The following is a 24,148-nucleotide window of genomic DNA, read 5'->3' on the forward strand; positions in this document are numbered from 1 at the left end:
TATTTTTTATTAAATAATTATTTGTATTGTTTATTTTTTTAATAAAAATGTTTCTTTGAGTGAATTTTAAGCAAGGCTCAAAGCTATTTAACGCCTATATACGCTTATGCTTCAAACAAGCTATGTGTTGCTTCAAAAACCTTTTTTGCTACATAGGCATTATTCATAGTATAAAGATGAATGCCACTTACGCCATTTGTGAGTAAATCAACGATTTGATCGATAGCATAAGCTATACCAGCATCTATCATGGCTTTATCGTTGTGTTCATATTTGTGTAGTATTTTTGCAAATTTAGCTGGGATTTTTGATCCGCACATACTTGTGATTTTAAGCACTTGACGTTTGTTGGCTATAGGCATTATGCCTGCTTTGATTTCAGCTTTTATATTTGCTATATCGCAGTATTCTTTGAAGCGGTAAAAGTCTTCATTGTCAAAGAAAAGCTGAGTTAAAAGCGTGTTTGCTCCTGCATCAACCTTTTCTTTTAAGTGATGAATATCTTCAGTGAAATTTAAAGCCTCATTATGCTTTTCAGGATAGCAAGCTGCATAAATTTCAAAGTCGCCTTGTTCTTTGATAAAACGCACCAAATCACTTGCATACGCAAAATCCACGCTTTTTTCCTTACCCTCGACTATATCACCTCTTAGGGCAAGGATTTTTTGAAGCCCTCGTTTTTTGCATTCATTTAAAATGCTTGAAATTTGGGCTTTATTTTGATGAATGCAAGGCAAATGCACTATACTTGAGGTTTTATAGCGATCTTGCACTAAGCTTGCTATGTCAAGGGTGTTTTGCGAATTGATACTTCCACCTGCCCCAAAAGTTACACTGATAAAATCAGGCTTTAAGTCTTTGAGCTGTTCTAAAGTGGTGTAAATTTTATCTATACTATCACTTTTTCTTGGTGGAAAAATTTCAAAAGAAAAACTTGCTTTTGCATTCATCTTCACTCCTCTTTAAAGGCTTTTTCTTATGTTGAGTGTAGCTGTAACCATATTTTTAAGGCTTTCTATCACTTCTTTATCGCCTCTTGTTTTAAGCCCACAATCTGGATTGATCCAAATTTGTTCTTTTGGGAGCTTTGCAAGGATTTTTTTGATCGTGCTTTCAAGCTCGCTTACGCTAGGCACTCTAGGGCTGTGTATATCATAAACGCCCGGTCCAACTTGGGTTTGAAAATGAGCTGCTTTAAGAGTATCTAAAAGCTCTAAATTGCTTCTGCTTGCCTCAAAAGAGATCACATCAGCATCCATAGCATCAATTTCTTTGATAATATCGCTAAATTCACTATAGCACATATGAGTATGGATTTGAGTTTGCGCCTTTACGCCGCTATGCACGAGGTTAAAAGCTGGTATAGCCCAGTCTAAATACTCACTATGCCAATCACTTTTTCTTAAAGGGAGTTTTTCACGCAAAGCTGCTTCATCAATTTGTATGATTTTAATGCCCGCTGCTTCAAGATCAAGCACTTCATCACGGATTGCCAAAGCAATTTGCAAGGTGCTTTCTTTAAGGCTTATATCTTCTCTTGGAAAACTCCAGTTAAGTATGGTTACAGGTCCAGTGAGCATACCTTTGACATATTTTGAGCTTTGTTCTTGGGCGAATTTACTCCACGCTACAGTGATAGGTTTAGCCCTTGAGACATCGCCCCACACAACAGGAGGTTTTACACATCTTGTGCCATAGCTTTGCACCCAGCCATTTGAGGTAAATAAAAAGCCCTCTAAGCTCTCACCAAAATACTCCACCATATCATTGCGTTCAAACTCGCCATGCACTAAGACATCAAGTCCGATTTGTTCTTGGAATTTGATACATTCTTTGATCTTGGTTTGATTAAATTCAGTATAAGCTGTGCTTGAAATTTGTGCTTTTTTAAAGTCTAGGCGGTTCTTACGCACATCAGGAGTTTGAGGAAATGAACCTATGGTTGTGGTTGGTAAAAGTGGAAGTTTTAAGGCTTCTTTTTGAATTTGTTCTCTTTCTTTAAAGGCTGGCTTTCTTGTATAATCGCTTTGTGAAAGCTTAGCAAGCCTTTCTTTTACAGCTTTGTTTTCTTTATTTGTTGCCTTAGCAAAAAGGGCGGTATTTGTTTTGAAAAACTCATTTTGCTCTGGGTTTTGGCTTTCAAAGATAGCCTTAAGTTCTTTAAGTTCGGTGAGTTTTTCCTCAGCAAAGGCAAAATGCTCTAAAAATTGAGCTTCTAGTTTGCTTTCATTTTTGATAGTATAAGGGCTGTGAAGCAAAGAACAACTTGTATTTAATACGACATTTTTTACTAGACTTTGAATGTTTTTAAATTTTTCTAATGTTTTTGCGTAATTGTTTTTATAGATATTTTTGCCATTTATAAGCCCAGCAAAAAGAATTTTATTTTCATCAAAGCCTTTTTTGATGAGGTTTAAGCTTTCTTTGCCCTCGATAAAATCAAGTCCTATAGCATCAAATTGAAGTGTGTTAAGACTATCATAAACATCTCTTACATCGCCAAAATAAGTTTGTACAAGCACTTTTACACCCGCTTTTTTGGCTAAAAGTGTGTTATAAAACTCTTCAAACAAAGCTATATCAGCCTTAGTTAAATCATACACCAAATAAGGCTCATCAAATTGTACCCATTTCACGCCTTTTTCATTTAGCTTGTTTAAAAACTCAGTATAAGCTAGCACAAGCTTTTCTTTGGCCTTAGCTTGAGTGCTTTCATCGCTAAAATTGATAAGTTTGAAAAAGGTGAAAATTCCACTAATAACAACCTTAGCTTCTATGCCAAATTCTTTGGCTTCATCGTATTCTTTAAAAGGCTTGTCGCCCACTAAGGCTATACTTTGAGCATCATCGCATTCTGGCACGAGGTAGTGATAATTGGTGTTAAACCATTTTTTCATCGCCAAAGCTGTAGTATCGCCATTTGCTCCTTGATAGCCACGAGCTTGGGCAAAATACTCATCTAAAGTATCTAAATTCAAAGCCTTATAACGTTTTGCCACGACATTAAAAAGTGCAGCTGTGTCAAGGATATTATCATAAAATGAAAAATCATTACACGAGATAAAGTCTATCCCAGCGTCTTTTTGACTTTGCCAATGCTTTTTACGCAACTCTTTTGCAAGACTTATGAGCTCTTCTTTTGAGCTTTGTTTTTTGAAGTATTTTTCCACTCCAAACTTAAGCTCTCTTAAAGCACCTATTCTTGGGTAAGAAATAACCGAATTTTGCATATTTTTCCTTTCGTAAATAAAATTGAAATTATACTATAAATTTATATTGAAATAAATCTTTTTTTGCTTTAAAAATGCAAATTTCTCCTCCTTTCCTAGAACTAAAACTTAGTCTAATTCTCTTTTCTTTGGTATTAAAATCACGCAAACAATAGCTATTATCATAAGCATAGCAAAATACATAAAAAAGCCATCTTCAATGCCATTTGCTTTAAACTGCAAGGCAATATAATTTGCCGAGCCTCCAAAGCAAGCTGCAGCTATGGTGTAGCTAAAACCTGTGCCTAAAGCACGAACATGCGGTGGAAAAAGTGTTGTTTTGAAAATTCCAGCTACAGCGCTATAAAAGCTTAAGAAAAAGCACATTAAAGCAACTATAGCAAAAAGTTCAAAAGCATTGCTTAATCCTTTCATGAGTACAAAAAGCGGGTAGATACCAATTAAAGCAAATATACAAAAGATAAGTAAAGAAGTTTTTAAACCTATCTTATCGCTTAATGCTCCCATAAAAGGCACGAGAATAAAAAGCAAGCTTAAGCTTCCTAGCATGATATTGTTAGCTGTGTGCGCATCTATACCATTGTTAATCATAAATACTTTAGCATACACAGTGATAATATAATATGCCGGAGAACATCCAGCTGTAATGCCAAGCACAAGCAAAATACTTTTATAGGATTTAAAAAGCTCTTTAAAACTTCCTCTATCCTGATATTTTTTAAGCTCTTCATTTGAATTATCATGCATAAAAGTTCGTACAAGTAAGCTTGTAAGAGCCAAAATTCCACCTATAAAAAATAACACCCTCCAACCCCAAGTTCTCATCTGTTCATCGTTGATAAATAAAAATAAAAAACTAATACTAGCTACTGCTAAAAGCTGTCCGCCTATCAAGGTAAAATATTGAAAAGATGAATAAAATCCCTTTTTACCCTTTGGAGCTATTTCACTTAAATAAGCTGCTGCTATGCCGTATTCTCCACCAACAGCTAATCCTTGTATAAGTCTAGCAATGAGCAAAAGTACGATAGCTAAATCACCAATTGTGTCTTTATCAGGTAAAAAAGCTATACAAAAAGAGCCAATTGCCATAAAAACTATACTTACAACCATAGAATTTTTACGTCCTATTTTATCAGCAAAGGAGCCAAAGATGATACTTCCTATAGGTAAGCACAAGAATCCTGCTGCAAAAACACCAAAAACAGCAATTTGTTGCACCAAAGGTGAGTTTGCGTTTGAAAAATTATGCGCAAAATAGACTGCTGCAAAACCATAAATATAAAAATCAAACCACTCAACTAAGTTTCCACTACTTGCTGCTATCACTGAGCTTAAACGCTTTTTGTGTGATATGTTGCTATTCATTTTTTTAGTCCTTTTATGAAACTATTATACTTTTATAAAGGCTAGCCCTTATAAAGCCTAGCCAACTCTTGTTTTTTTGTTTGTATTTTCATCTAATCTTTAAAGTAAAACAAAGACCTCCTTAGCGATATATTCAAGTTCTTCTTTCATATTTGCACATTGAATGATGATAAGATCAAGCCCAGCTTTTTCATACTCTTTTATCTTAGCTGCAATTTGTGCTGGAGTGCCAATAAGTCTTGGACGCAAGCCACGATTTGAAACGCTATATTCTTCTTTGGAAAGCTCTACATCTAAATTTGAATTATTGGTAAAATCCTGATATGAGTTTGCATAAACTGCTTCATCTTTTATAGTGGTGATTTTTTGAAGTTCTTTTAAGGCTTGTTCTTCAGTATCTCTTGCTATAACATAAGCAGCCATACCAAAGCCTTTAAATTCTTTTAAGCCTGCCTTAGCGCGTCTTGCTTTCATATCTTTTATTTTTGCTTCTACCTCATCTACACTGCCTCCGTGCATAAGGTAAAAGTCTGCAAATTGCGTGATAGCATTGCGTCCTGTTTCACTTTCTCCGCCTGCATAAATAAGAGGCTGTGTGCTTGGTTTTGGCTCATTGAAAGAATCTTTAAATTCAAAATACTTGCCCTTAAAGCTAAAAGGACTTTTGCTCCAAAAGCCTTTTAAAATTTGAGCATATTCACTTAAAAAAGTGTATCTATCATCATGAGCCTTAAAATCAATGCCAAATTGCCTTGCTTCTTCTTCCCACCACGCTGAGACAAGATTTATACTAAAGCGATGGTTTGAAATTTGAGCTAAGGTGGTAAGTTCTTTTGCTGTGGTTGCTACTTGGTGGTATTGTGGGCGAAGTGCAGCCAGGATTTCAATCTTTTGCGTAATGCTAGCAAGTGCTGTAGCTATAGCCCAAGCATCAAGACAAGCTGCTTTATGTCCTTTAATATCATTTAAATACAATTCTGGCACCAAAGTAAGGCTGTAGCCTAGCTTTTCAGCCTTTAAGGTTAAATCCTTAATATACTCCCAAGAACACTGCGTGGTATCATCATCAACATTTCTAAGCCATGAGCCAAAAACTGGGCTCCAGTATCCAAATTTCATTGTAACTCCTTTTTAAGTTCATTGTGCAAAAACTGCACCAGGGTATCAAGTGCTCCTTTTTCTCCTTTTTGACGCAAGTTTTGTTCTATTTTTTCATTGTAATTGGTGTTTGTGTTGATATCATATATCACGCATTCATCTTGCGGCGTTTCTATGAACTCAACTCCAGCTACTTCTATGCTGTGGAGTTTTAAAAAAGCTTCAAGCTCCTTGATAAGAGGTGTATTAGCGTATATATCTTTTCTAAGGCTGAATTTTTCATTTGAGCCTAGTTCGCATGCTGCGTTTGCAAATTCGGGTAATTGTTGCTGATTTTCAAGTTCGCAAGATTGAGCTGGACAAAGCTTAAAACTGCCCCCACTTGTATCAACCCTTAAAGCATAATGAAAGCTTGAGCCTATAAATTCAAGCCTTGTGATTGAAAAATCCTTGCTTTGAATATATTCTTGAATCAAAGTAATACCATCAACCGCAGGTTCAAATTCACTTGAGTGTATATATGTCTTAAAATCCTTCAAACTCTCAAAACGTCTTACCCCAAGCCCTTTTCCACCTTGATTATGTTTGGTGATAAAAGGTGTTTGAAAGTTTTTTGCAACTTCAAGCAAATCCTCTTTTCCAAATACTGCTTGAGTTTTTGGCGTTTTAAAGCCAAATTTCTCTAAGGCGAGATATTGAGCGACTTTGCTTACTTCAAGTTCAAGCACATGAAGAGGGTTAATCACCCTTGCGTTGTGGTGTTTAAGCCAGCTTAATATAGCTCTTGCATACTCTTTTGCAAAAAAATGATCTCTTGTGTGACTTGAGGCGCTAAAACGAGAGAAAAATACCCCTTTTGGTGGCTTTTTGTTAAGATCGATGCTACCTTGCGTAAGGGGAATTTCGCCAAATTCAACACCAGCTCTTTTAAATGCTTCTTTAAGAGGAATGAGCCATTCTTCATTTTCATGCAGGATATAAATTCCTTCTTTTAAATCATTATAAAGCATTATTTACCCTTTATTCTATATGAGTTTGCATTATGTTTTTCATCAAGCCTATCGCCCTTGCCAAAGAGTTTGTTTCTAAGGCTTCCACTTGTGTATTCTAATTTATAAGAACCTCTTTTTTGAAGTTCAGGCACGATGAACTCAACCACATCTTCAAAGGTGCCAGGCGTTGTTGCATAGGCTAGGTTAAAGCCATCTGCGTCGCTGTATTCTACAAGTCTTTCAAGCTCAGTCGCAACTTCTTTAGCCCCACCTATGATCTTTTGTCCTAAGGCTCCAATGCCTGCTATTTTTATAAGCTCTCTTAAGGTCCAGTCCTTGCCCTCATCAGTTCTACTTTTTGCAAATTCTTCCACCTTGCCTAAAATGGCGTTTGATTTTATATGACTTAGTTTGTCATCAAGGGCGTATTTGCCAAGATTTTCTCCAAGCCAGCCAGAATTAAGCACCAAAGAGCCTTCCTCGCTCACATAGCTTAATAAGTCTTTGTATTTTGCCCTAGCTAAAGCCTCTGTTTTATCAGTGATGATGGTTGCTAGCACATAAATTTTTGCGCTATAAGGATCGCGTCCTGCTTTGACAAGAGCCTCACGCACTTGTTTGACTGCTGTTTTGGTGTATTCTTTAGCTATGGGAGCGATGAAGATGGCTTCAGCGTGTTTTGCTGCAAATTCAAGCCCTCTTGGACTATTGCCTGCTTGAAAAAGCACAGGTGTTCTTTGAATGCTTGGCTCACAAACATGAAAACCAGGCACCTCAAAATACTTGCCCTTGTGTTTGATAGCATGAATTTTATTTGGATCAGCAAAAATACCATTTTTCTTATCTAAAACAACAGCATCATCTTCCCAAGAGCCTTCCAGTAGCTTATAAATCACTTCCATGTATTCATCAGCTAAAGCATATCTTTCATCATGAGGCAGTTCTTTTTCGCCTAAATTTGCATTTGCACTCGGTAAATAGCCTGTTACGATGTTCCAGCCTACGCGTCCTTTGGTGAGATGATCTAAGGTTGAAAGCCTTCTAGCAAAAGGAAAAGGCTGTTCAAAAGCCACTCCAGCAGTGATGCCAAAGCCTAAATTTTGTGTAACGCTTGCGCCTATAGCAGCAAGTTGAATGGGATCATTTACCGGAGTTTGCACCGCTCCTCTTAAGGCTGCATCAGCTGAGTTATTGTAAATATCATATACGCCTAAAACATCAGCAATGAAAATGGCATCAAATAGCCCTTTTTCAGCAATCTTAGCGATATTTTGCCAATACTCAATGTCCTTATATCTTAAAGCCTCATCATTTGGATAACGCCAAAGTCCAGCACTTAAGTGAGTGATACAATTCATTTCAAAGGCGTTAAAATGGATTTGTTTTTTGTTTTTACTCATAATTTTTCCTTTATTTTCTTTTAAAAAGTTGGTATCACTGCGCCTTTGAAGTTGGCATTGATATAAGCTTTTATTTTCTCAGTTTGCAAAGCTTTGATAAGAGCTTGAGTTTTAGGGCTTTTTTCATTGCCTTGTTTTACTACAACATAGTTTGCATACTCACTTTGCGTACTTTCAAGCACAAGGGCATCTTTGGCTGGATTAAAACCAGCTTGTAGGGCAAAATTTCCATTAATCACCGCAAAATCCACATCTTCAAGGCTTCTTACAAGTTGAGCGTCTTTAATTTCTACGAATTTAAGCTCAAGTGTGTTTTCACTTATGTCAAGTGGGGTAGCAAGCTCGCTTTTTTTAAGCTTGATTATGCCTGTGCTAGCAAGGATTTGCAAGGCTCTTGCTTCATTGGTAGGATTATTTGGTATAGCAACCCTCGCACCTTTTTGAGGCTTAAATTCTTTAAATTTATTTGAATACACGCCCATAGGTTCAAGATGAATGCTTGAAACTGCTACAAGCTTGGTATTATGAGCCTTGTTAAACTCGGTTAAATAAGGCTTGTGCTGAAAATAATTTGCATCAAGAGAGCCATTATCAGTAGCGATATTTGGTTGCACCCCATCAGTAAATTCAAAAATTTCAAGCACATAACCTTCTTTTTCAAGTTCAGGCTTGATTTGTTCTAAGATAAGAGCATGAGGCGTTGGCACAGCCCCAACCTTTAAAGGTTCAAGAGCCAAAGCTGTATTTATAGTGCTAAAAATAGCTAAAATAAAAACAAAAACATTAAACTTAAGCATTTACCACCTCCTTAGTAAAGTTAAATCTATCAAGCAAATCGCTATGATGAGCTTTTGCAACATCAGGGTGGCTTCTAAGCATTCTTTTAAAATAATTTTCTGCCACATTTCTTAAAAGCGGATTTTTAGGATCAGTATCTACGCCTTTTGCTTCTTTAGCAAACTCATCTTTAAGCTTAAAGATAGGAATTTCTTTATCAAGTTGCACGCCTAAAAAATACGCTATGCTAAATCTTTCTTTGTGAGTAAGACTCACGCGATGAATGGTAGCTTTTAAGTAGCCATTTGTCGCCATTTCTAAAAACTCGCCGATATTTACCACCACAGAGCCTTCAAGTGGTGGCACTTCAAACCATTTGCCATTGACAAATCCTTCCAAGCCACTTTGTTTGTCTTGAAGCACAAAGGTAAGCAAGCCTCCGTCTTTATGAGCGCCTACGCCTTGAGTTGAGCCTTTGACTGCGTTTGCGGCTGGATAGTGAATGATTTTGTAATGTTCGTATGAATTTAAGCCATAAAGCTCATCAAAGGCTGTGCTTGGAAGCTCTAAGGCTCTTGCAAAAGCTCTTAAAAGCTTAAGGCAAGCTTTATTGCTTTGTCTTTGATACTCTTCAAAGATATTTTTAAGCTCGGGCAGTTCTTTAGGAAAGAGATTTTCGCCCTCAAGTCTTTGCCATAAGGGCGAATTTAAATCCCATTTAAAAGGCTTTCTGGCTGTGCCTATGTCAAGCTGTTCTCTATAATCCTTACCCCCATCAGTGTATTCGCCACCCTCGCTTGAGTAGCCTCTAAATTGAGGTGAATGTATCATGCTTATAGCTTCTTTTTGCACTTTTGGCAGGGCAAAAAATTCTTTTGAAAGCTTGAAAAGCTCTTTGATGAGTTTTAGATCAATGCCATGATCAACAAGATAAAAAGTGCCAATCTCCCTTGAAACCTTGCGAAGTATTTCAAAGGCTTGAGCGTCATTTGTATTGAAGTTTTGTAAAGAGATTTTGGGTAAATCTATAGTTTTCATATGCTTTTCCTTTATTGTGATGAAAAAATGAAATGCCAAAAAAGGCAAAAAACTCAAACAAAGGATAAGAAAGTGTAAAAAGTGAAGTTAAATTTAAGAAAGAAAACTATGGCTTCTCTTGCTTCCTTATCCGCCTAAGCCTAAGGAAGCGTTGCCACCAAAGACTTATTTAGCTACGCATCACGCACATTTGGCACATTATGAAAAATGATACTAAATTTTGCATAGAGTCCTAAGTCCTTTCTTTTGAAGATAAATTGCGAAATGTTAGCTTCATTTTCCTTATAAAAAGCTTAAATAAAATAAAAACACCAAGCAAAAGATTTTCTTTTTTATAATCTTGCTTTACCCCTTGACAAAAATAGGGTAATTTTGGCATAATCACAATTTATTTTTAATCTCGTCTCGTTAGCTCAGCCGGTAGAGCATCTCCCTTTTAAGGAGGGGGCCGTTGGTTCGAATCCAACACGGGACACCATTTTTGGTCGCTTAGCTCAGTTGGTAGAGCGCCACCCTTACAAGGTGGATGTCATAAGTTCGAGTCTTATAGCGACCACCACCATTACAGAAAGCAGAATGTAGAAAGCGGATAAAGGTAAAAACCATATTTTCCGCACTCTAAATTCCGTTTTCAGTTATCTAGTACGCAGCGGTAGTTCAGCTGGTTAGAATGCCGCCCTGTCACGGCGGAGGTCGCGGGTTCGAGCCCCGTCCGCTGCGCCACTTTGTCTCGTTAGCTCAGCCGGTAGAGCATCTCCCTTTTAAGGAGGGGGCCGTTGGTTCGAATCCAACACGGGACACCATTTTTAGGGCTTTGACCCTTTCGTCTAGCGGTCCAGGACACCAAATTCTCTGTTTGGTAACAGGGGTTCAAATCCTCTAGGGGTCGCCAAAATATTTTGGTCGCTTAGCTCAGTTGGTAGAGCGCCACCCTTACAAGGTGGATGTCATAAGTTCGAGTCTTATAGCGACCACCATTACGGAAAGCAGAATGCAGAAAGCGGATAAAGGTAAAAAAACCATAACTTCCGCACTCCAAATTCCGTTTTCAGTTATCTAGTACGCAGCGGTAGTTCAGCTGGTTAGAATGCCGCCCTGTCACGGCGGAGGTCGCGGGTTCGAGCCCCGTCCGCTGCGCCACTTTGTCTCCTTAGCTCAGCTGGTAGAGCATCTGACTCTTAATCAGGTGGTCGTTGGTTCGATCCCAACAGGGGACACCACATATAAGCTATTTGCAATCACACAAAACAAACTTAAAATTTAAGATTTTTAGCAAAATCACAAAACGCTTTGTATTAAAAATACCAAATTCAGCTTTTTTTCAAAGATTTTCTTTATAATAGACAAAAAATTTAAGTCAAAATGAAAGGTAAGCAATGCAAGTTTTTATGAGTATTTGCTGGATTATTTTTTCAAGCATTATTGCTTTGGTAGGTTTTGCGGGGTTGTTTATGCCTCTTGAGGTATTTGCAAGTTTTGTGGTATTTTTGCCATTTTTGCTGATTTTAAGCGGAATTTCTAAGCTTTTTTATTATTTTTCGTTTAAGGATTTTTCAGGGGCAAATTTCATACTTTTTGATGCTTTGATGAGCTTTTTATTTGCCATTATCTTTATCGGCTTGGGTTTAGAATTTACAAGTATAACTATAGTGATGATTGTGGCATTTATGAGTATGTTTAGAGGAATTTTAAGCTTGAGTTATGTTTTTGAGCTTAAAAAACGAGGACTTGGCTGGGTAGGCTTGCTTGTGCTTGCATTGCTTAATATCATCATCTCGCTCATCTTTATCATCTATCCAAATATAGCTGGCATTACCATAGGCTTTATGATCGCTTTGATGATCTTTAGCTTTGGGCTTGCGAGCCTTTTTGGGTATTTTGGTGTGAAAAAGATCTTGCAATGATTTTTGCGTTAAATAAATTTGCATTTTTAAAAAGTGAGTTTGAAAAACTTCAAGCAAAAGGGCTTTTAAGCAAGGCTCAAAGCGAGCTTTTGCTAAGTGCTTATGAGGATAAAAAAGACAAAAACACAGCCTTGCTTTTGGTGCTTGGCTTTGTTTTTGTGGCGCTAGCTTTGCTTTTGCTTGTCGCGTATAATTGGCAAGAGCTTTCAAATTTGATAAAAACAAGCCTACTTTTAGCCTTGCTTTTGTGTTCTCAACTTGGCGTGTATCTCAGTAAAACTAAGGCTTTTATCAATGCTTTTGCGATCTTAAGTAACTTTGTTTTGCTTGCTAATCTTGCCTTACTTTCTCAAATTTATCATCTAGGTGATAACACGCCTTTAGCTTTTTTAAGCGTTGCTTTGCTTACTTTACTGCAAGCTTGGGCGTTAAAAAGCTTTTTGGTGTTTATTCAAAGTCTTGCTTTTGCTTTGGTGTATTTTTGCTTGGGTTTTGATGAGTTTGCTTTCTCTTCATTTTTTATCATTTTTGTGCTGATAAGTTTTGTTGTTAATGCTTTTAAAAATTCTAAATTTCTTGCTTTTTTCAACTTTTTTAGCCTGTGCGCGTATGTGTATTTTTCGCCTGTTTTATTAGATGGTTTGAGTGCTTATTTTGGCTCATTTTATATTTATTTTCCTTATCTTACTTGTTTTGCTTTGGTATTTTTAAGCCTTAAAAGTCATGAAAATCTCGCCTTTTTTATGCTTATACTTGTGTTTTTGGCTTCAAGTATGGAAGGTTTTGATCTTGCAAATTTTGATTTTGTTTATACTTTTGATACTATTGTGCGTATCTTTAAAGAAAACTTATTTTGCTGGCTTCTTAGCTTTTTATTGATCTTAAATTTGCTTTTAAAGCGGTATTTTTTAGCTTTTCTAGCTCTTGTTGTATTGATTTTGCTTTGTATGCCAAGTGCGTTTGTAACGCTTATTGCTTCCTTTGCAAGCTTGGTTTTAGGTGTGTATTTGCTGACAAAAGGGCATTTGTGGCTTGGACTTTTTGACATTTTGGCTTTGGCATTTATCCGCTATGTTGATTTGATAGGGGATTATCTAGGCGCAAGTGCGATTTTCTTGCTTTTTGCTCTTGTTATCTTTGCCTTTCTTGGCTTGAAAAAACTCAAACAAAATAAAGGCAGGATTTTATGAAAAGTAAATTTATCATTTTTGTTTTTATTTTACAATTTGCTCTCATCGCCGCAATGTTTATAAATGCTTATGCAGTAGTATTTTTTGGCACTGAAGTAAAGGTGATTGCAAGGGGCGTTGATCCAAGGGATTTACTCACTGGAAATTATGTTTTGCTTGAGTATGAGTTTAAAAAAGATGAAAATATCACAAAAGACTTTCCTTCAAATTCTGACAAAAAGCATTTTTATGCTCTTTTAAAAGATGAAAATCAAGATGGTATTTTCACACTCACACTTAGCGATAAAAAACCCACAAACAACGAGCTTTTTATCACTTCTAAATACACAATCTCTAAATACACTCCAGAGAATATTTATGCTTCAAAATTTGGCATAGAGCGGTATTTTTTACCTAAAAAAGAAGCTGAAATTTTAGAGAAAAAACTCATCACACAAAAAACCCTTGTTAGCCTCAAAGTGCTTAATGGCAAAGCAAGGATTGTTCATCTTGAGCTTATAGATGAGTAGATTTATAAAGCAAGTTATTTAAGTTTTTACAAGTTTGAATGAAAATTTAAAACAAGAAAGAGTTTAAACTCCTCGCAAGGTTGCGAGGAGAGTTTTAAGAAAAAAACTATTGAAGTAATCTTAAAACATTTTGTTGTGCTGCATTGGCTTGAGCTAGAGCATAACTACCACTTTGAGCAAGTATGTTTGCTTTAGAGTAGTTTGCTGATTCACTTGCAAAATCCACATCTCTTATGGTTGATTCAGCAGATTTTAAATTCACTTGTGTTGTAGTGATATTGTTGATCGTTTTTTCGATTTGTTGTTGCACTGAACCTATATCTGCTCTAATGGTGTCAAGGTTTGCGATAGCAGTTTCTGCTATATCCATAACAGCCATTGCACCTTTTAGGGTGGTTACGCCTGCGGTTTGATCTACAAGGTTTGCACCTGCAGTATAAGCAATACTGGTGTTAAGTTGTCCTGTAACTGAATGCACCATGGCAGTTAAAGATTGGCTATATACAAAGCCACCTTGGCCTAAAGCACCTGCAGCAGAAAAACCTGTTATGGTTGTGACATTCATACCAACACTGAATTGAATTCCCGCAGCAGAAGCTGAAGAGAAAAATAATTTCCCAAATCTATCCCCATTAAAGCCCATAGCATCAGCTTCATACACACCGATGATACCTTTACTTTCTCTTAAAGAAACAGAAGCTTGAGAAACATCAGTGATATTAGCAAAACCTATAGCCGAAGCAGTTCCTGAGATAACGATATCTTGTCCATTGTTTTTCACAAGGCTAAGGCGTCCAAAATTCACATTCATGGCTGTGCCCACACCAGAACCAGCACCCATATTACCTTCAATGAATATGCCTCTACCATCTTTAGAGTCAAGCACGATGCGTCCATTTGCATCAAGGCTTGCATCAACGCCTGTTGTATCTTTTACAGCATTGATTGCTTGGACTAAAGAGCCGTTTTCATCGCCATCTTTGTAATCAATCCTACCTATAGTTACGCCATTGATCGCAAAATCATCGCTTGTATTTCCACCTTTTATAGCATAAGCTCCTGTAGTAGTTACCTTAAAGCTTGCACGAATGCCTGTTTTATCGGTGGATTTGTTGATCTCTTCAGCTAAGGCCCCAATACCTGTGTTGATACTATAAGAAATCGCAACTTCGTTGAATTTAAAGTCTGAGATACCATTATAGTTTTTAATGGTGATTTGAGCGTTACCAGCAGCGGTTATCTTTGCTCCTGTCTCAAAACGAGTTACACCGATTTTTGAACTTTGAGTTGAACCTATACTTGCTTTGATGGTTTGGTTTGATTGAGAACCAATTTGAAATTCTTGATTAGTAAAACCACCAGAAAGCAATTGCTTACCATTGAAAGAAGTGGTGTTGGCGATATTGTCTAGTTCTTCCATAAGGCGGTTGATGTCTGCTTGAAGCATATTTCTTGTTTTAGTGCTTTGTCCATCTTGAGCCGCTTGAGTAGCTTTAGTTTTAATCGCATCAAGAATTTTTGTTTGTTCGTCCATCGCTTTATCAGCAGTTTGCAAAAGTGAATTTGCATCGTTACCATTGTTGATAGCTTGTCCCAAAGTAGAAGCTTGAGTGCGAAGTTGATCAGCAATTGCCAAACCAGACGCATCGTCTTTTGCGGAGTTTATTCTAAGCGTCGTTTTATAGCCTTAAAGCCCAAATTTAAGGACAAAGTTTTCAAAAAGTCAATACAAAAGTCAATAAAATTTCTTTCAAACAGCTAAAAGCCCAGCTCTAAATTTCCCCTCAAATCACCATTTGCCATAAAAGAAAAAGTCAATTCAAAAGTCAATATCTCGCTTTCATTTTGGATACAAAAAATTTGAGCCAAAAGATAAAATCTCTTTTAAATACCCCATAAGCAAAAATAAAGTATAATCAAACTAACTTAAGTGTAAATGGTTACTCTTTTCGGTTGGGGAAAAGGGGACAAAGTAGATGAAGTTGAAAATTTTAAATATCTTGATACTGACTTTACTTGTGGCGAAGGAGCTTTTATGGCTCCTAAACCACCTCTAAAAAAACCAATTAAGATTATAGCAAACCTGCCTTAACCTTAGCTTAAGCAAAAAACACCTACCGAAGAGGGGCAGGCTTCGGGACAAACCTTAAATTTATCATTACAAGCAAAGCAAAACAATCCACCTCACAAAAAATACAAATTTTTTATCAACAAAGTATAAACTTTTTTTCAAAGCTAACGATATAGCTTGTAACAACGAAAGGAATTCGTTGATTTCACTTTAAAAGGATTTAAAATGTCATTTCGTATTAACACCAATGTGTCAGCACTTAACGCAACCGCAAGTGTTACAGCTAACTCAAGAAGTTTAAGTACTTCTTTGGAAAGACTTTCTACTGGTCTTAGAATAAACTCCGCAAAAGATGATGCGTCTGGTTTGGCAATTGCTGATCAACTTCGCACTCAAGCTTCTACTTTGGGACAAGCTATCAACAATGGTAACGATGCAAATTCACTTTTGCAAACTGCTGATAAAGCGATGGACGAACAAACAAAAATTCTTGATGCGATTAAAACTAAAGCTACTCAAGCGGCTCAAGATGGACAAAGCACTAAAACAAGAAATATGCTTCAAGCAGACATCAACCGCCTTATGGAAGAATTAGACAATATCGCTAACACCACTTCTTTCAATGGTAAGCAATTGCTTTCTGGTGGTTTTACTAATCAAGAATTCCAAATCGGCGCGCAGTCAAATCAAACTATCAAAGCAACTATAGGTTCAACTCAATCAAGTAAGATTGGGGTAACTCGTTTTGAGACAGGAGCTCAAATCACTGCTGCAGGTGCAGCCAATCTTACTATACTTAATTACAATGGTATAGATGATTTTGACTTTGCTGAAGTGCAAATTTCATACAGCGTTGGAACAGGCGTTGGAGCTTTAGCTGAAGAGATTAACAGAGTTTCTGATAGAACAGGTGTTCGTGCAAGCTACAATGTAACTACTACAGGGCTTTATGCGATTCAAGGCGATACTACAAGTGCTGATTTTGCAATCAATGGCACAGTCATAGGTGCTGTGAGATACGAAGATGGCGATAAAAACGGCTCTTTGGTTGCTGCGATCAATGCTGTAAAAGATACTACAGGTGTTGAAGCAAGCCTTGATGAATTTGGTAAACTTGTAATGAAGTCAAATGATGGTAGAGGTATTGTTATTACAGCTGGTAGTATAGGTAAGGGTTCTGGCGTCGTAGGTGGTACTATGTATAGCAACTATGGTCGTCTTAGTCTTGTGAAAAACAATGGACAAGACATCGCTATCTCAGGAACAGGCTTTGGCTTTGATGCTGGATTTGTCTCTCAAACTTCTGTTTCTTTAAGGGATAGTAAAGGCACTATAGATTCTGAAACTGCTGATGCTATGGGATTTTATGCTGATGGCAAAGGTAAGAAAGTGATCACTCAAGCACTCGCTGCTTTCATGTCAGCAGCTGGTAGTGGTTTCTCTGCTGGTTCAGGCTTTTCTATAGGTAGTAACCAAAACTTTTCTACTATCTTAGCTGAAGGGGCTGTCTTTATCTCAGCATACTCAAACGCATATAACACCTCTGCTGGTTCAGGTTTCTCTACTGGTTCAGGACTTTCACAAACAGCGACTGTTAAAACTTCTGTGTTTAATGTCGCTGATCAAACCGCAGGCGTAACCACCCTAAAAGGTGCAATGGCTGTTATGGATATAGCAGAAACTGCTATCGCAAACCTTGACACCATTAGAGCAGATATAGGTTCAGTGCAACAACAAATCGAAAAAACGATCAACAATATCACTACAACACAAGTGAATTTAAAATCTGCTGAATCAACCATAAGAGATGTGGATTTTGCAAGTGAATCAGCAAACTACTCTAAAGCAAACATACTTGCTCAAAGTGGTAGTTATGCTCTAGCTCAAGCCAATGCAGCACAACAAAATGTTTTAAGATTACTCCAATAGTTTTTCTTAAAACTCTCCTCGCAACCTTGCGAGGAGTTTAAACTCTTTCTTGTTTTAAATTTTTATTCAAACTTGAGTTTCTTTGTGGTTTTTTCTTTTGAAATTGTATCAATCATCTTTTTTTGCTTTTCGCAGTCTTTTTATAATCAGCAAACACCGCCCCCGCACAAAGCTTCTTTGCAGTGTGATTTTTAAAAGCTTTACAGCTGTGTTTAAGTTATGCTTAAGCGGGGTTGAGCTAAAATGATTGGTGAAGAATTAAGTTAAGCTAGTTAATGAGCCACAAAAGCTCTTTGGCTAGCAACAGGATCAAAATAAGAACATTTAAAATCCTATTCATTACCTGCCTCCTTTCCACACCGAAAAGAAGTTAAGCACTTAAACGATACCATTGTGATAAATTTATGCTTAAAGGTTGGTTGTATTGGGTTTGATTTGTTTTACAAATTTGGTTTAAGCTTTTGAGCTATTTTCAAGCCACAGAACTCTTCAAGCTCTTCAAAGCTTGCCTTGTGTATGCTTTCAAAATCCCCAAAATGATTTAAGGCTTTTTGAATTTCAGCCTTACTTAAGCCTAAATTTTCAAGCTTTGAGCTTTGCAAGTCCCTTTTTCTCTTCGTGTTTTGATGAAAAGAAATCGCAAAGCGGTGGGCTTCATCGCGAAGTTTTTGTAAAAACTGAAGTTTTTTATCCTCAGTGCTTAGGTTAAAAACCTGCTTTTTGCTATAAATTTTATCCCTTGCACTGCCCTTTGCTCTGTAAGCTTTTGCGTCAATTTTTTCTTTTGAGATAGTTAAGACATCAACATTTGCTCCACTACTTTGTAAAATTTCAAGGGCTAAATCAAGCAAAGCCTTGCCCCCATCGATAAGCCAAAGATCAGGTGGGCTAAGTTTATCAAAGTCTAAAGCCCTTCTCGTAAGCACTTCACGCATTTGCTCATAATCATTGCTGTATTTAAGATGAAAATGGCGGTAGTGGTTTTTTTCAAAGCCATTTTGACAAAAAGCGATCATCGCCCCAACACTTGCACTGCCTTGCATGTGAGAGTTATCAAACACTTCTATATTTTGTGGTAAATGCTCTAAGTCAAAAAAGTCTTTTAACTCTTTTTGCAAGCTAAACTCGTTTTGCTTTTGAGAATTTTTAAGATTAATCAAAGCATTTTTAACCCCTAGATCACAAATTCGCTTTTTTTCGCCTATTTTTGGGTGTTTGATATGAATTTTTTTATTAAATCTTAAGCTTAGCAAATCCTCAAGCAAAGCCATATCCTCAAACTCATCAGCCACATAAATGCTTGATGAGCTTAAAGGTGTATCTGGGCTAAAGTTTTCAAGTATAAATTGCTTATAAATTTCGTTTATATCTGGTAACTCATCGCTTTTTAGGGCGATGATTTTATTTTTTGAAGCGATGATCTTGCCATTTTGCACGACAAAACGTTGGGTTGCGAGCAAAGAGCCTTCAAAGGCTAAAGCAAAGATATCAAAGTCCTCAAGTCTAGCTATATCAAGTTCGATTTTAACTTCTAAATCTTTTATAGTTTGTATGCTATCTCTTAGTTTAGCAGCTTCTTCGTAGTTTTCATTTTGTGCGTAAAGAAGCATTTTTTGCTCTAGGTTTTTAATGAGTATGTGCGGATTTAAAAGGGCGTTTATGGCTGATTTGAGGATTTTTTCGTATTCTGCTTGGGTGATCTTGCCCTCACAAGGTGCAAGACAACGCGAAATTTGATAAAAAATACACGCCTTTTTACACGAACTTTTTTGTTTGAGTTTAAAGCTAAGATACAAGGCATTTAAAAGCTCTCTTGCGCCTTTGAAAAAGGGTCCAAAATACTTAATCTTTGGCTTTTTAATAATCTTTCTTGTGATCTTTGGCATAGCAAAGCTTTCGTTTAAATCTATATAGATATAAGGATAAGTTTTATCATCTCTTAATAAGATATTGTATTTGGGACGTAGCTGTTTGATAAAGGAGTTTTCAAGTATGAGCGCGTCAGCTTCTGAACTAGTAGTGATATACTCAAGATGAGTAGCTTCGCTAATCATTTTTTGAATGCGTAGGGAATTTTTAGGATTTGGCGCAAGCTGTGGGGTGAAAGTAAAATAACTTCTGACGCGGTTTTTGAGATTTTTAGCCTTACCTACATATAAAAGTTTGCCTTCACTTGAGAAAAACTGATATACTCCGCTTTTTTCCTCAAGATTTTTAAGCTCAGCTTCTAGCATACTTTTGTGCCTTTTATCACTGCTCTTAAGTCCTCAAAACCTCGATATAAAAGTTCGTTTTTGCAGGTGTTTTTAAACTCTCCCTTTGAAAGCTCAAGAAAAAATTTCTTTTTTTTAGCGCTTTTTGTGGGAAGCTTGAAATTCCTATCTGTAAGGATTTTTAGCTCATTTATCTGATCAAAATCACTTAAAGAATTTGTATTTGCATAAATTTTTATGAGTTTTTTAATGCTTTTTTTGGTATTATCATGGTTTAATTCTTGATAGCCAACATTGCTTTTTGTGAGTATGATAAGAAGCTGTTTTTTGATGAAAATTTTTGAGATTAAATTCTGGTGCATTGGGCTTAAAAGACTTAAAAAATCTTTACAATAAAAATTCCTTTTCAAAGGGGCAAAATGTCGTTCTTGACAAAGAGAAGCGATGATAGAGCTAGCTGGCTTGAGTTTTTTCATAAGTTCATTATAGCATTTTTTTGCTTAATCTTTTTTGTAGCTTGTGGATACAAAGGCGATCCAAGCTATAGCGTGCTTGATGAAAATGGTTCAGTAAAAGAGATAAAACCTTATAAAAACCTCAATCGCTGGTAAGCTTATGGGCGAAAAAATACATTTCAATACTGATAAAGCAAGTATAGTCTTTGAAAGCAAACGCACTTACGCAAGGGTTTTGGTAGAAGATGATTTTAAGGCTTTGCATGAAATTTTAAGCGATGAAAGGGTAATGTATAGCTGGGGACATGGCTTTAGCGAGGCTGAAAGCAAAGAATGGCTTTTGTTTCAAATGCAGTGTTTTAAGCTTGATGGCTTTTGTAAATTTGGAGTTTTTAACAAAAAAAGTCAAGTTTTAATGGGCTGTGTGGGTTTAAATTATGAGTTTATCCGCTTAGAAAATGCCTTTAAAGAACGCATAGTCGAGCTTGGTTATGTCTTTAGCACGCAGTTTTGGGGACAAAATTATGCCTTTGAAAGCACAAAAGTATGTTGTGAATATGCTTTTAATATACTTAATCTTAAGCAAATTTATGCTTTAATTAGTGCTAATAATACTGCCTCGATTAAACTTGCAAAAAAGCTTGGCATGCAAGAGATAGGTAAAAACACTTTAGAAAAAAATGAGCTTGTTTTTAAGCTTGAACATACAAAGGAGAAATGATGAAAAAAGCAGACATTTTGGTGCTTGATTTTGGCTCACAATACACCCAACTCATCGCAAGAAGACTAAGAGAACAAGGCGTGTATGCTGAAATTTTGCCCTTTAATGTGAGTTTAGAAGATATAAAAGCAAAAGAGCCAAAGGGCATTATTTTAAGCGGAGGACCAGCAAGCGTGTATGCAAATGATGCGTATTTTTGCGATAAGGGCGTGTTTGAGCTTGGCTTACCTGTGCTTGGAATTTGTTATGGTATGCAACTTATGGCACATCATTTTAACTCAAGCGTTGCTCCTGCTGGGCATAAAGAGTATGGAAAGGCTCATATTGACATCATCAAGGATAATGCTTTATTTAAAAATTTACCTAAAAAACAAATCGTTTGGATGAGTCATTCTGATAAGGTAGAAAACCTCCCTGCTGGCTTTGAAGTGCTTGCTACGAGTGAAAATAGCCCATTTTGCGTTTTTGGCGATGAAAAAAGAAGATTTTACGCCTTGCAGTTTCACCCTGAAGTGCAACACAGCGAATTTGGTAAAAGCATACTTAAAAATTTTGCAAAATACGCTTGTGAGTGTGAAAGCATATGGAATATGGGAAGCTTTGCAAAAACTCAAACTCAAAAGATCAAAGAAGAAGTTAAAAACGATAAGGTGCTTTGTGCAGTAAGTGGGGGCGTGGATAGTTCTGTGGTGGCTGCTTTGCTTGCAAGTGCGATTAAGGATCAGCTCATCGTTGTTTTTGTGGATAATGGACTTTTAAGAAGTGGGGAAAAAGAACAAGTTGAGGCTATGTTTAAAAGGCTAGGAATTGATCTTATCAGCATAGATGCAAGTAAGCTTTTTTTAGAACGTTTAAAAGGCGTGCTTGATCCAGAAGCTAAAAGAAAGATCATAGGCAACACCTTCATAGAAGTCTTTGAGGCAGAAGCTTTAAAGCACAAAGATGTAAAATACCTCGCTCAAGGCACACTTTATACTGACATCATAGAAAGTTCTGTCATAGGAGCGTCAAAAACCATAAAATCACACCACAATGTAGGCGGCTTACCTGAAAAGATGAATTTAAAACTCATCGAGCCTTTAAAAGAAATCTTTAAAGATGAAGTGCGTGCCTTAGGGCTTGAGCTAGGACTAAGCAAGGATATAGTCTATCGTCATCCTTTTCCTGGACCAGGGCTTGCTATACGCATTATGGGCGAGGTAAATGAACCAAGCTTAGAGCTTTTAAGAAAGGCTGATGTGATCTTGCAAGATGAGCTTAGAGCAAGTGGCTGGTATGATAAAACCTGGCAAGCTTTTTGCGTGCTTTTAAATGTAAAAAGTGTGGGCGTAATGGGCGATAACCGCACCTATGATAATGCAGTGTGTGTAAGGGTAGTAAATGCAAGCGATGGCATGACAGCTACTTTTGCACATTTACCTTATGAGTTGCTAGAAAATATAAGTCGTCGTATCATCAACGAGGTAGAGGGTATAAACCGCGTAGTCTATGATATAAGCTCAAAACCACCTGCGACTATAGAGTGGGAGTAAGAGAGGTATTTTGTCTTTAGTGAAGCTGAAATTTATCAATTTTATGAGAGGAATGCGAGCTGAAAAGAGCATTCCTTTACTGCGATGTAGGGTAAAGCTTTGCTTTTTAATTTTCATCAAATGCTTTTTTCATCGTCTTATGCCTTGCAATGACAAAGATAAGGCTAAATTTGCTTTTTTGCTTTAAAGTCTTGCAAATAAGTTCTTGCAAAACAAGTCCCAATCCACAAGTTGAGTTATATAATCGCCCCACCACTGCATAAGTTCTTGCTTTTCTTTTTGGAAAAGGGCGTGGTTATAGCTTGCTTTGACTTGATTTTTTTCTTTATGAGCGAGGCAAAGTTCGATTATATCACTATTTATCTTATGAATTTGTCGTTTTTCGTGGCAGATCGTGCTAAATGTGCTTCTTAAGCCATGCACGCTAAGTTCATCATTTGAGTAATCAAGCGCCCTTAGCACCATTCTCATACTACTTTCGCCAATGAATTGATCTTTTGTTTTTGTGCTGTGAAAAACGGCTTCGCGTTTAGGAATTTGTGTGCTTTTATAAAGTGTTAAAAGCTCTGTAATTTGTGCGCTTAAAGGCAAGATGAGTATGCGTTTGGCTTTCATTTTATGCTGCGGGATAATCCAAATTTGACGTTTTAGATCAAGCTCGCTCCATAAACAAGTCCTGATATTAAAGCTTCTTTGAGCGGTAAGCAAAGCCATGATGAGGGCTATTTTAAGACTTAATTTTCCTTGATACGAGGCTATTTTTTGAAGTAAAATGCTTAGATTTTTTTCATCATAAAAGCTTGGGTGGTGCTTTGTGGGTTTTTTGATGATAAGTTCTTTTTTTAAAAGCGAATTTAAAGGGTTGGTTGTGATGAGTTTTTTAAGCTCAGCAAAGCGAAAAATTTCATTTATTATGCTAAAAAATTTATTTGCACTTTCACCCAAACCTTTTTTTCTAAGCAGTTCAAAACTTACCAAAATATCATCAATCTCAATGCTTGATATATCCTTGTCTGCAAAGATTGTAAAAGCAAAACGTTCAAGCAAACTTAAAAGCCTAGCGTGTGTTTTGGGCGCAATTTGATCTTTTTTGATAGACATTTTTTCAAGCGCGACGCTTTTAAAGCTGATTTTTTGACTCTTTTTAGCATTTTGTTGCAGTGCTGTTTTGTAGGTGTAGCGTTTGTATCGTGCGGCTTTGAGGCTTGTTTGTGGATATTTGCCAAGTGAAATTCTTTTAAAGCATTTGTTATTTGGACATTTAAAATTATAAAAAAATGTTTTTGTTCCACTTGGATATACACACAAAAGTAAATTATCACGATCGGCGACAAAATACCTTTTTTCCTTTGCTTTCAAGCTCTTTATCTTTTTGCAACTCAGCATTTTTTCTCCTTGAAATTTTTATTTTCAAGATCGCATTTGTTTTTGATTTTTCAAATTTTTCTTTATCGATTCTGCTCAATTTTTAGCTTTTCATTTGCTTTAAAACGAAAATAAATCCACTTAAAATCAACTCATCGATAAAACCACTCTCCCTTTCAAAAAATAAAGTTAATATTCTCAATCCAACCAAACCCCTAGTTTTCCTTATTTTTTAATATTTTTTCAAACTCTCTCCTCCCAACCACCAAAATTTAATGAAACTTTAAGCTTATTTGTATATAATTTCATTTCCTTTTCAATTTTCAAGCCTAAAAACTTGAAACGAAGTCTTAGAA

19 protein-coding genes and 8 tRNA genes are annotated in these 24,148 nt (G+C 36.5%); 15 read left to right on the forward strand and 12 right to left on the reverse strand.

Going from position 1 to position 24,148, the window contains the following annotated elements:
* Positions 1–104: 104 nt before the first annotated feature.
* From metF to DMB95_RS06165, 8 genes are all read right to left on the reverse strand, one after another.
* The gene (metF, locus tag DMB95_RS06130; protein WP_142931347.1) at positions 105–950 is read right to left on the reverse strand and encodes a methylenetetrahydrofolate reductase [NAD(P)H]; all 846 of its coding nucleotides are present in this window, start codon (positions 948–950) and stop codon (positions 105–107) included.
* A 12-nt stretch (positions 951–962) separates the two neighbouring features.
* On the reverse strand, positions 963–3,230 hold the full coding sequence (gene metE / locus DMB95_RS06135) for a 5-methyltetrahydropteroyltriglutamate--homocysteine S-methyltransferase (protein ID WP_142931348.1): 2,268 nt from the start codon (positions 3,228–3,230) through the stop codon (positions 963–965).
* A gap of 108 nt (positions 3,231–3,338) precedes the next feature.
* A complete protein-coding gene (locus DMB95_RS06140; RefSeq protein WP_142931349.1) occupies positions 3,339–4,598 on the reverse strand; it encodes an MFS transporter in 1,260 nt (419 codons plus the stop codon).
* Between the two features lie 99 nt (positions 4,599–4,697).
* Entirely contained in the window at positions 4,698–5,717 is a 1,020-nt protein-coding gene (locus DMB95_RS06145) for an LLM class flavin-dependent oxidoreductase (protein WP_142931350.1), read from the reverse strand.
* Entirely contained in the window at positions 5,714–6,706 is a 993-nt protein-coding gene (locus tag DMB95_RS06150) for an ATP-grasp domain-containing protein (protein ID WP_142931351.1), read from the reverse strand. Before DMB95_RS06150 ends, DMB95_RS06145 begins: the two co-directional genes overlap by 4 nt.
* Complete coding sequence (locus DMB95_RS06155) at positions 6,706–8,088, reverse strand: LLM class flavin-dependent oxidoreductase (RefSeq protein ID WP_142931352.1); 1,383 nt, start codon at positions 8,086–8,088, stop codon at positions 6,706–6,708. Before DMB95_RS06155 ends, DMB95_RS06150 begins: the two co-directional genes overlap by 1 nt.
* 20 nt (positions 8,089–8,108) lie before the next feature.
* Complete coding sequence (locus tag DMB95_RS06160) at positions 8,109–8,885, reverse strand: MetQ/NlpA family ABC transporter substrate-binding protein (protein WP_142931353.1); 777 nt, start codon at positions 8,883–8,885, stop codon at positions 8,109–8,111.
* Positions 8,878–9,894 (reverse strand): isopenicillin N synthase family dioxygenase, encoded by a 1,017-nt coding sequence (locus DMB95_RS06165; RefSeq protein WP_142931373.1) that lies wholly within the window; start codon positions 9,892–9,894, stop codon positions 8,878–8,880. The genes DMB95_RS06160 and DMB95_RS06165 overlap by 8 nt, the downstream gene beginning before the upstream one ends.
* Positions 9,895–10,305: 411 nt before the next feature.
* Between DMB95_RS06165 and DMB95_RS06170 the strand changes: the two genes are divergently transcribed.
* The 11 genes from DMB95_RS06170 (at position 10,306) to DMB95_RS06220 (ending at position 13,506) form a co-directional block, all read left to right on the forward strand.
* A tRNA-Lys gene (locus DMB95_RS06170) sits at positions 10,306–10,381 on the forward strand.
* Positions 10,382–10,386: 5 nt separating this feature from the next.
* Positions 10,387–10,462: transfer RNA gene (locus DMB95_RS06175), tRNA-Val, on the forward strand.
* A gap of 87 nt (positions 10,463–10,549) precedes the next feature.
* Positions 10,550–10,626, forward strand: a tRNA-Asp gene (locus tag DMB95_RS06180).
* 4 nt (positions 10,627–10,630) lie between these two features.
* A tRNA-Lys gene (locus DMB95_RS06185) sits at positions 10,631–10,706 on the forward strand.
* Positions 10,707–10,719: 13 nt separating this feature from the next.
* Positions 10,720–10,795 (forward strand) — tRNA-Glu (locus DMB95_RS06190).
* A gap of 9 nt (positions 10,796–10,804) precedes the next feature.
* Positions 10,805–10,880, forward strand: a tRNA-Val gene (locus DMB95_RS06195).
* An 86-nt stretch (positions 10,881–10,966) separates the two neighbouring features.
* A tRNA-Asp gene (locus DMB95_RS06200) sits at positions 10,967–11,043 on the forward strand.
* A gap of 4 nt (positions 11,044–11,047) precedes the next feature.
* Positions 11,048–11,123 (forward strand) — tRNA-Lys (locus DMB95_RS06205).
* Between the two features lie 156 nt (positions 11,124–11,279).
* Positions 11,280–11,807 (forward strand): DUF308 domain-containing protein, encoded by a 528-nt coding sequence (locus DMB95_RS06210; protein ID WP_142931354.1) that lies wholly within the window; start codon positions 11,280–11,282, stop codon positions 11,805–11,807.
* The gene (locus DMB95_RS06215; protein WP_142931355.1) at positions 11,804–12,997 is read left to right on the forward strand and encodes a DUF2157 domain-containing protein; all 1,194 of its coding nucleotides are present in this window, start codon (positions 11,804–11,806) and stop codon (positions 12,995–12,997) included. Before DMB95_RS06210 ends, DMB95_RS06215 begins: the two co-directional genes overlap by 4 nt.
* The gene (locus DMB95_RS06220; RefSeq protein WP_142931356.1) at positions 12,994–13,506 is read left to right on the forward strand and encodes a GDYXXLXY domain-containing protein; all 513 of its coding nucleotides are present in this window, start codon (positions 12,994–12,996) and stop codon (positions 13,504–13,506) included. Before DMB95_RS06215 ends, DMB95_RS06220 begins: the two co-directional genes overlap by 4 nt.
* A 106-nt stretch (positions 13,507–13,612) precedes the next feature.
* On the opposite strand, the gene DMB95_RS06225 is transcribed toward DMB95_RS06220, so the two are convergent.
* A complete protein-coding gene (locus tag DMB95_RS06225; RefSeq protein WP_442861449.1) occupies positions 13,613–15,142 on the reverse strand; it encodes a flagellin in 1,530 nt (509 codons plus the stop codon).
* Between the two features lie 660 nt (positions 15,143–15,802).
* On the opposite strand from DMB95_RS06225, the gene DMB95_RS06230 reads away from it, so the two are divergent.
* Positions 15,803–17,506 (forward strand): flagellin, encoded by a 1,704-nt coding sequence (locus DMB95_RS06230; protein WP_142931358.1) that lies wholly within the window; start codon positions 15,803–15,805, stop codon positions 17,504–17,506.
* 440 nt (positions 17,507–17,946) lie between these two features.
* Here the strand turns inward: DMB95_RS06230 and uvrC are convergent, their stop codons facing one another.
* On the reverse strand, positions 17,947–19,740 hold the full coding sequence (uvrC, locus tag DMB95_RS06235; protein ID WP_142931359.1) for an excinuclease ABC subunit UvrC: 1,794 nt from the start codon (positions 19,738–19,740) through the stop codon (positions 17,947–17,949).
* Positions 19,734–20,081, reverse strand: a complete 348-nt coding sequence (locus DMB95_RS06240) for a hypothetical protein (RefSeq protein ID WP_142931360.1) — start codon at positions 20,079–20,081, stop codon at positions 19,734–19,736. The genes uvrC and DMB95_RS06240 overlap by 7 nt, the downstream gene beginning before the upstream one ends.
* A 57-nt stretch (positions 20,082–20,138) precedes the next feature.
* Here DMB95_RS06240 and DMB95_RS06245 point away from each other — a divergent pair, with 57 nt between their 5' ends.
* From DMB95_RS06245 to guaA, 3 genes are read left to right on the forward strand one after another with little or no spacing between them, the layout of a single operon-like run.
* Entirely contained in the window at positions 20,139–20,330 is a 192-nt protein-coding gene (locus DMB95_RS06245) for a hypothetical protein (RefSeq protein WP_142931361.1), read from the forward strand.
* A gap of 4 nt (positions 20,331–20,334) precedes the next feature.
* Positions 20,335–20,895, forward strand: coding sequence for a GNAT family N-acetyltransferase (locus DMB95_RS06250; protein WP_142931362.1), 561 nt, complete (start codon positions 20,335–20,337; stop codon positions 20,893–20,895).
* Positions 20,895–22,427 (forward strand): glutamine-hydrolyzing GMP synthase, encoded by a 1,533-nt coding sequence (gene guaA, locus DMB95_RS06255; protein ID WP_137633683.1) that lies wholly within the window; start codon positions 20,895–20,897, stop codon positions 22,425–22,427. Before DMB95_RS06250 ends, guaA begins: the two co-directional genes overlap by 1 nt.
* Positions 22,428–22,610: 183 nt before the next feature.
* Here guaA and DMB95_RS06260 read toward each other — a convergent pair whose 3' ends face one another.
* Positions 22,611–23,813 carry a tyrosine-type recombinase/integrase gene (locus DMB95_RS06260; protein ID WP_142931363.1) on the reverse strand — a complete coding sequence of 401 codons (1,203 nt, stop codon included), beginning with the start codon at positions 23,811–23,813 and terminating at the stop codon, positions 22,611–22,613.
* Positions 23,814–24,148 lie beyond the last annotated feature (335 nt).

Source organism: Campylobacter sp. MIT 12-8780, from assembly GCF_006864535.1.
Lineage (GTDB): Bacteria > Campylobacterota > Campylobacteria > Campylobacterales > Campylobacteraceae > Campylobacter_D.

Coding starts and splice junctions, on each gene's coding strand:
- metF (WP_142931347.1), bottom strand. CDS start 950: ATGAATGCAAAAGCAAGTTTTTCTTTTGAAATTTTTCCACCAAGAAAA.
- metE (WP_142931348.1), bottom strand. CDS start 3,230: ATGCAAAATTCGGTTATTTCTTACCCAAGAATAGGTGCTTTAAGAGAG.
- DMB95_RS06140 (WP_142931349.1), bottom strand. CDS start 4,598: ATGAATAGCAACATATCACACAAAAAGCGTTTAAGCTCAGTGATAGCA.
- DMB95_RS06145 (WP_142931350.1), bottom strand. CDS start 5,717: ATGAAATTTGGATACTGGAGCCCAGTTTTTGGCTCATGGCTTAGAAAT.
- DMB95_RS06150 (WP_142931351.1), bottom strand. CDS start 6,706: ATGCTTTATAATGATTTAAAAGAAGGAATTTATATCCTGCATGAAAAT.
- DMB95_RS06155 (WP_142931352.1), bottom strand. CDS start 8,088: ATGAGTAAAAACAAAAAACAAATCCATTTTAACGCCTTTGAAATGAAT.
- DMB95_RS06160 (WP_142931353.1), bottom strand. CDS start 8,885: ATGCTTAAGTTTAATGTTTTTGTTTTTATTTTAGCTATTTTTAGCACT.
- DMB95_RS06210 (WP_142931354.1), top strand. CDS start 11,280: ATGCAAGTTTTTATGAGTATTTGCTGGATTATTTTTTCAAGCATTATT.
- DMB95_RS06215 (WP_142931355.1), top strand. CDS start 11,804: ATGATTTTTGCGTTAAATAAATTTGCATTTTTAAAAAGTGAGTTTGAA.
- DMB95_RS06220 (WP_142931356.1), top strand. CDS start 12,994: ATGAAAAGTAAATTTATCATTTTTGTTTTTATTTTACAATTTGCTCTC.
- DMB95_RS06230 (WP_142931358.1), top strand. CDS start 15,803: ATGTCATTTCGTATTAACACCAATGTGTCAGCACTTAACGCAACCGCA.
- uvrC (WP_142931359.1), bottom strand. CDS start 19,740: ATGCTAGAAGCTGAGCTTAAAAATCTTGAGGAAAAAAGCGGAGTATAT.
- DMB95_RS06240 (WP_142931360.1), bottom strand. CDS start 20,081: ATGCACCAGAATTTAATCTCAAAAATTTTCATCAAAAAACAGCTTCTT.
- DMB95_RS06245 (WP_142931361.1), top strand. CDS start 20,139: ATGTCGTTCTTGACAAAGAGAAGCGATGATAGAGCTAGCTGGCTTGAG.
- DMB95_RS06250 (WP_142931362.1), top strand. CDS start 20,335: ATGGGCGAAAAAATACATTTCAATACTGATAAAGCAAGTATAGTCTTT.
- guaA (WP_137633683.1), top strand. CDS start 20,895: ATGAAAAAAGCAGACATTTTGGTGCTTGATTTTGGCTCACAATACACC.
- DMB95_RS06260 (WP_142931363.1), bottom strand. CDS start 23,813: ATGCTGAGTTGCAAAAAGATAAAGAGCTTGAAAGCAAAGGAAAAAAGG.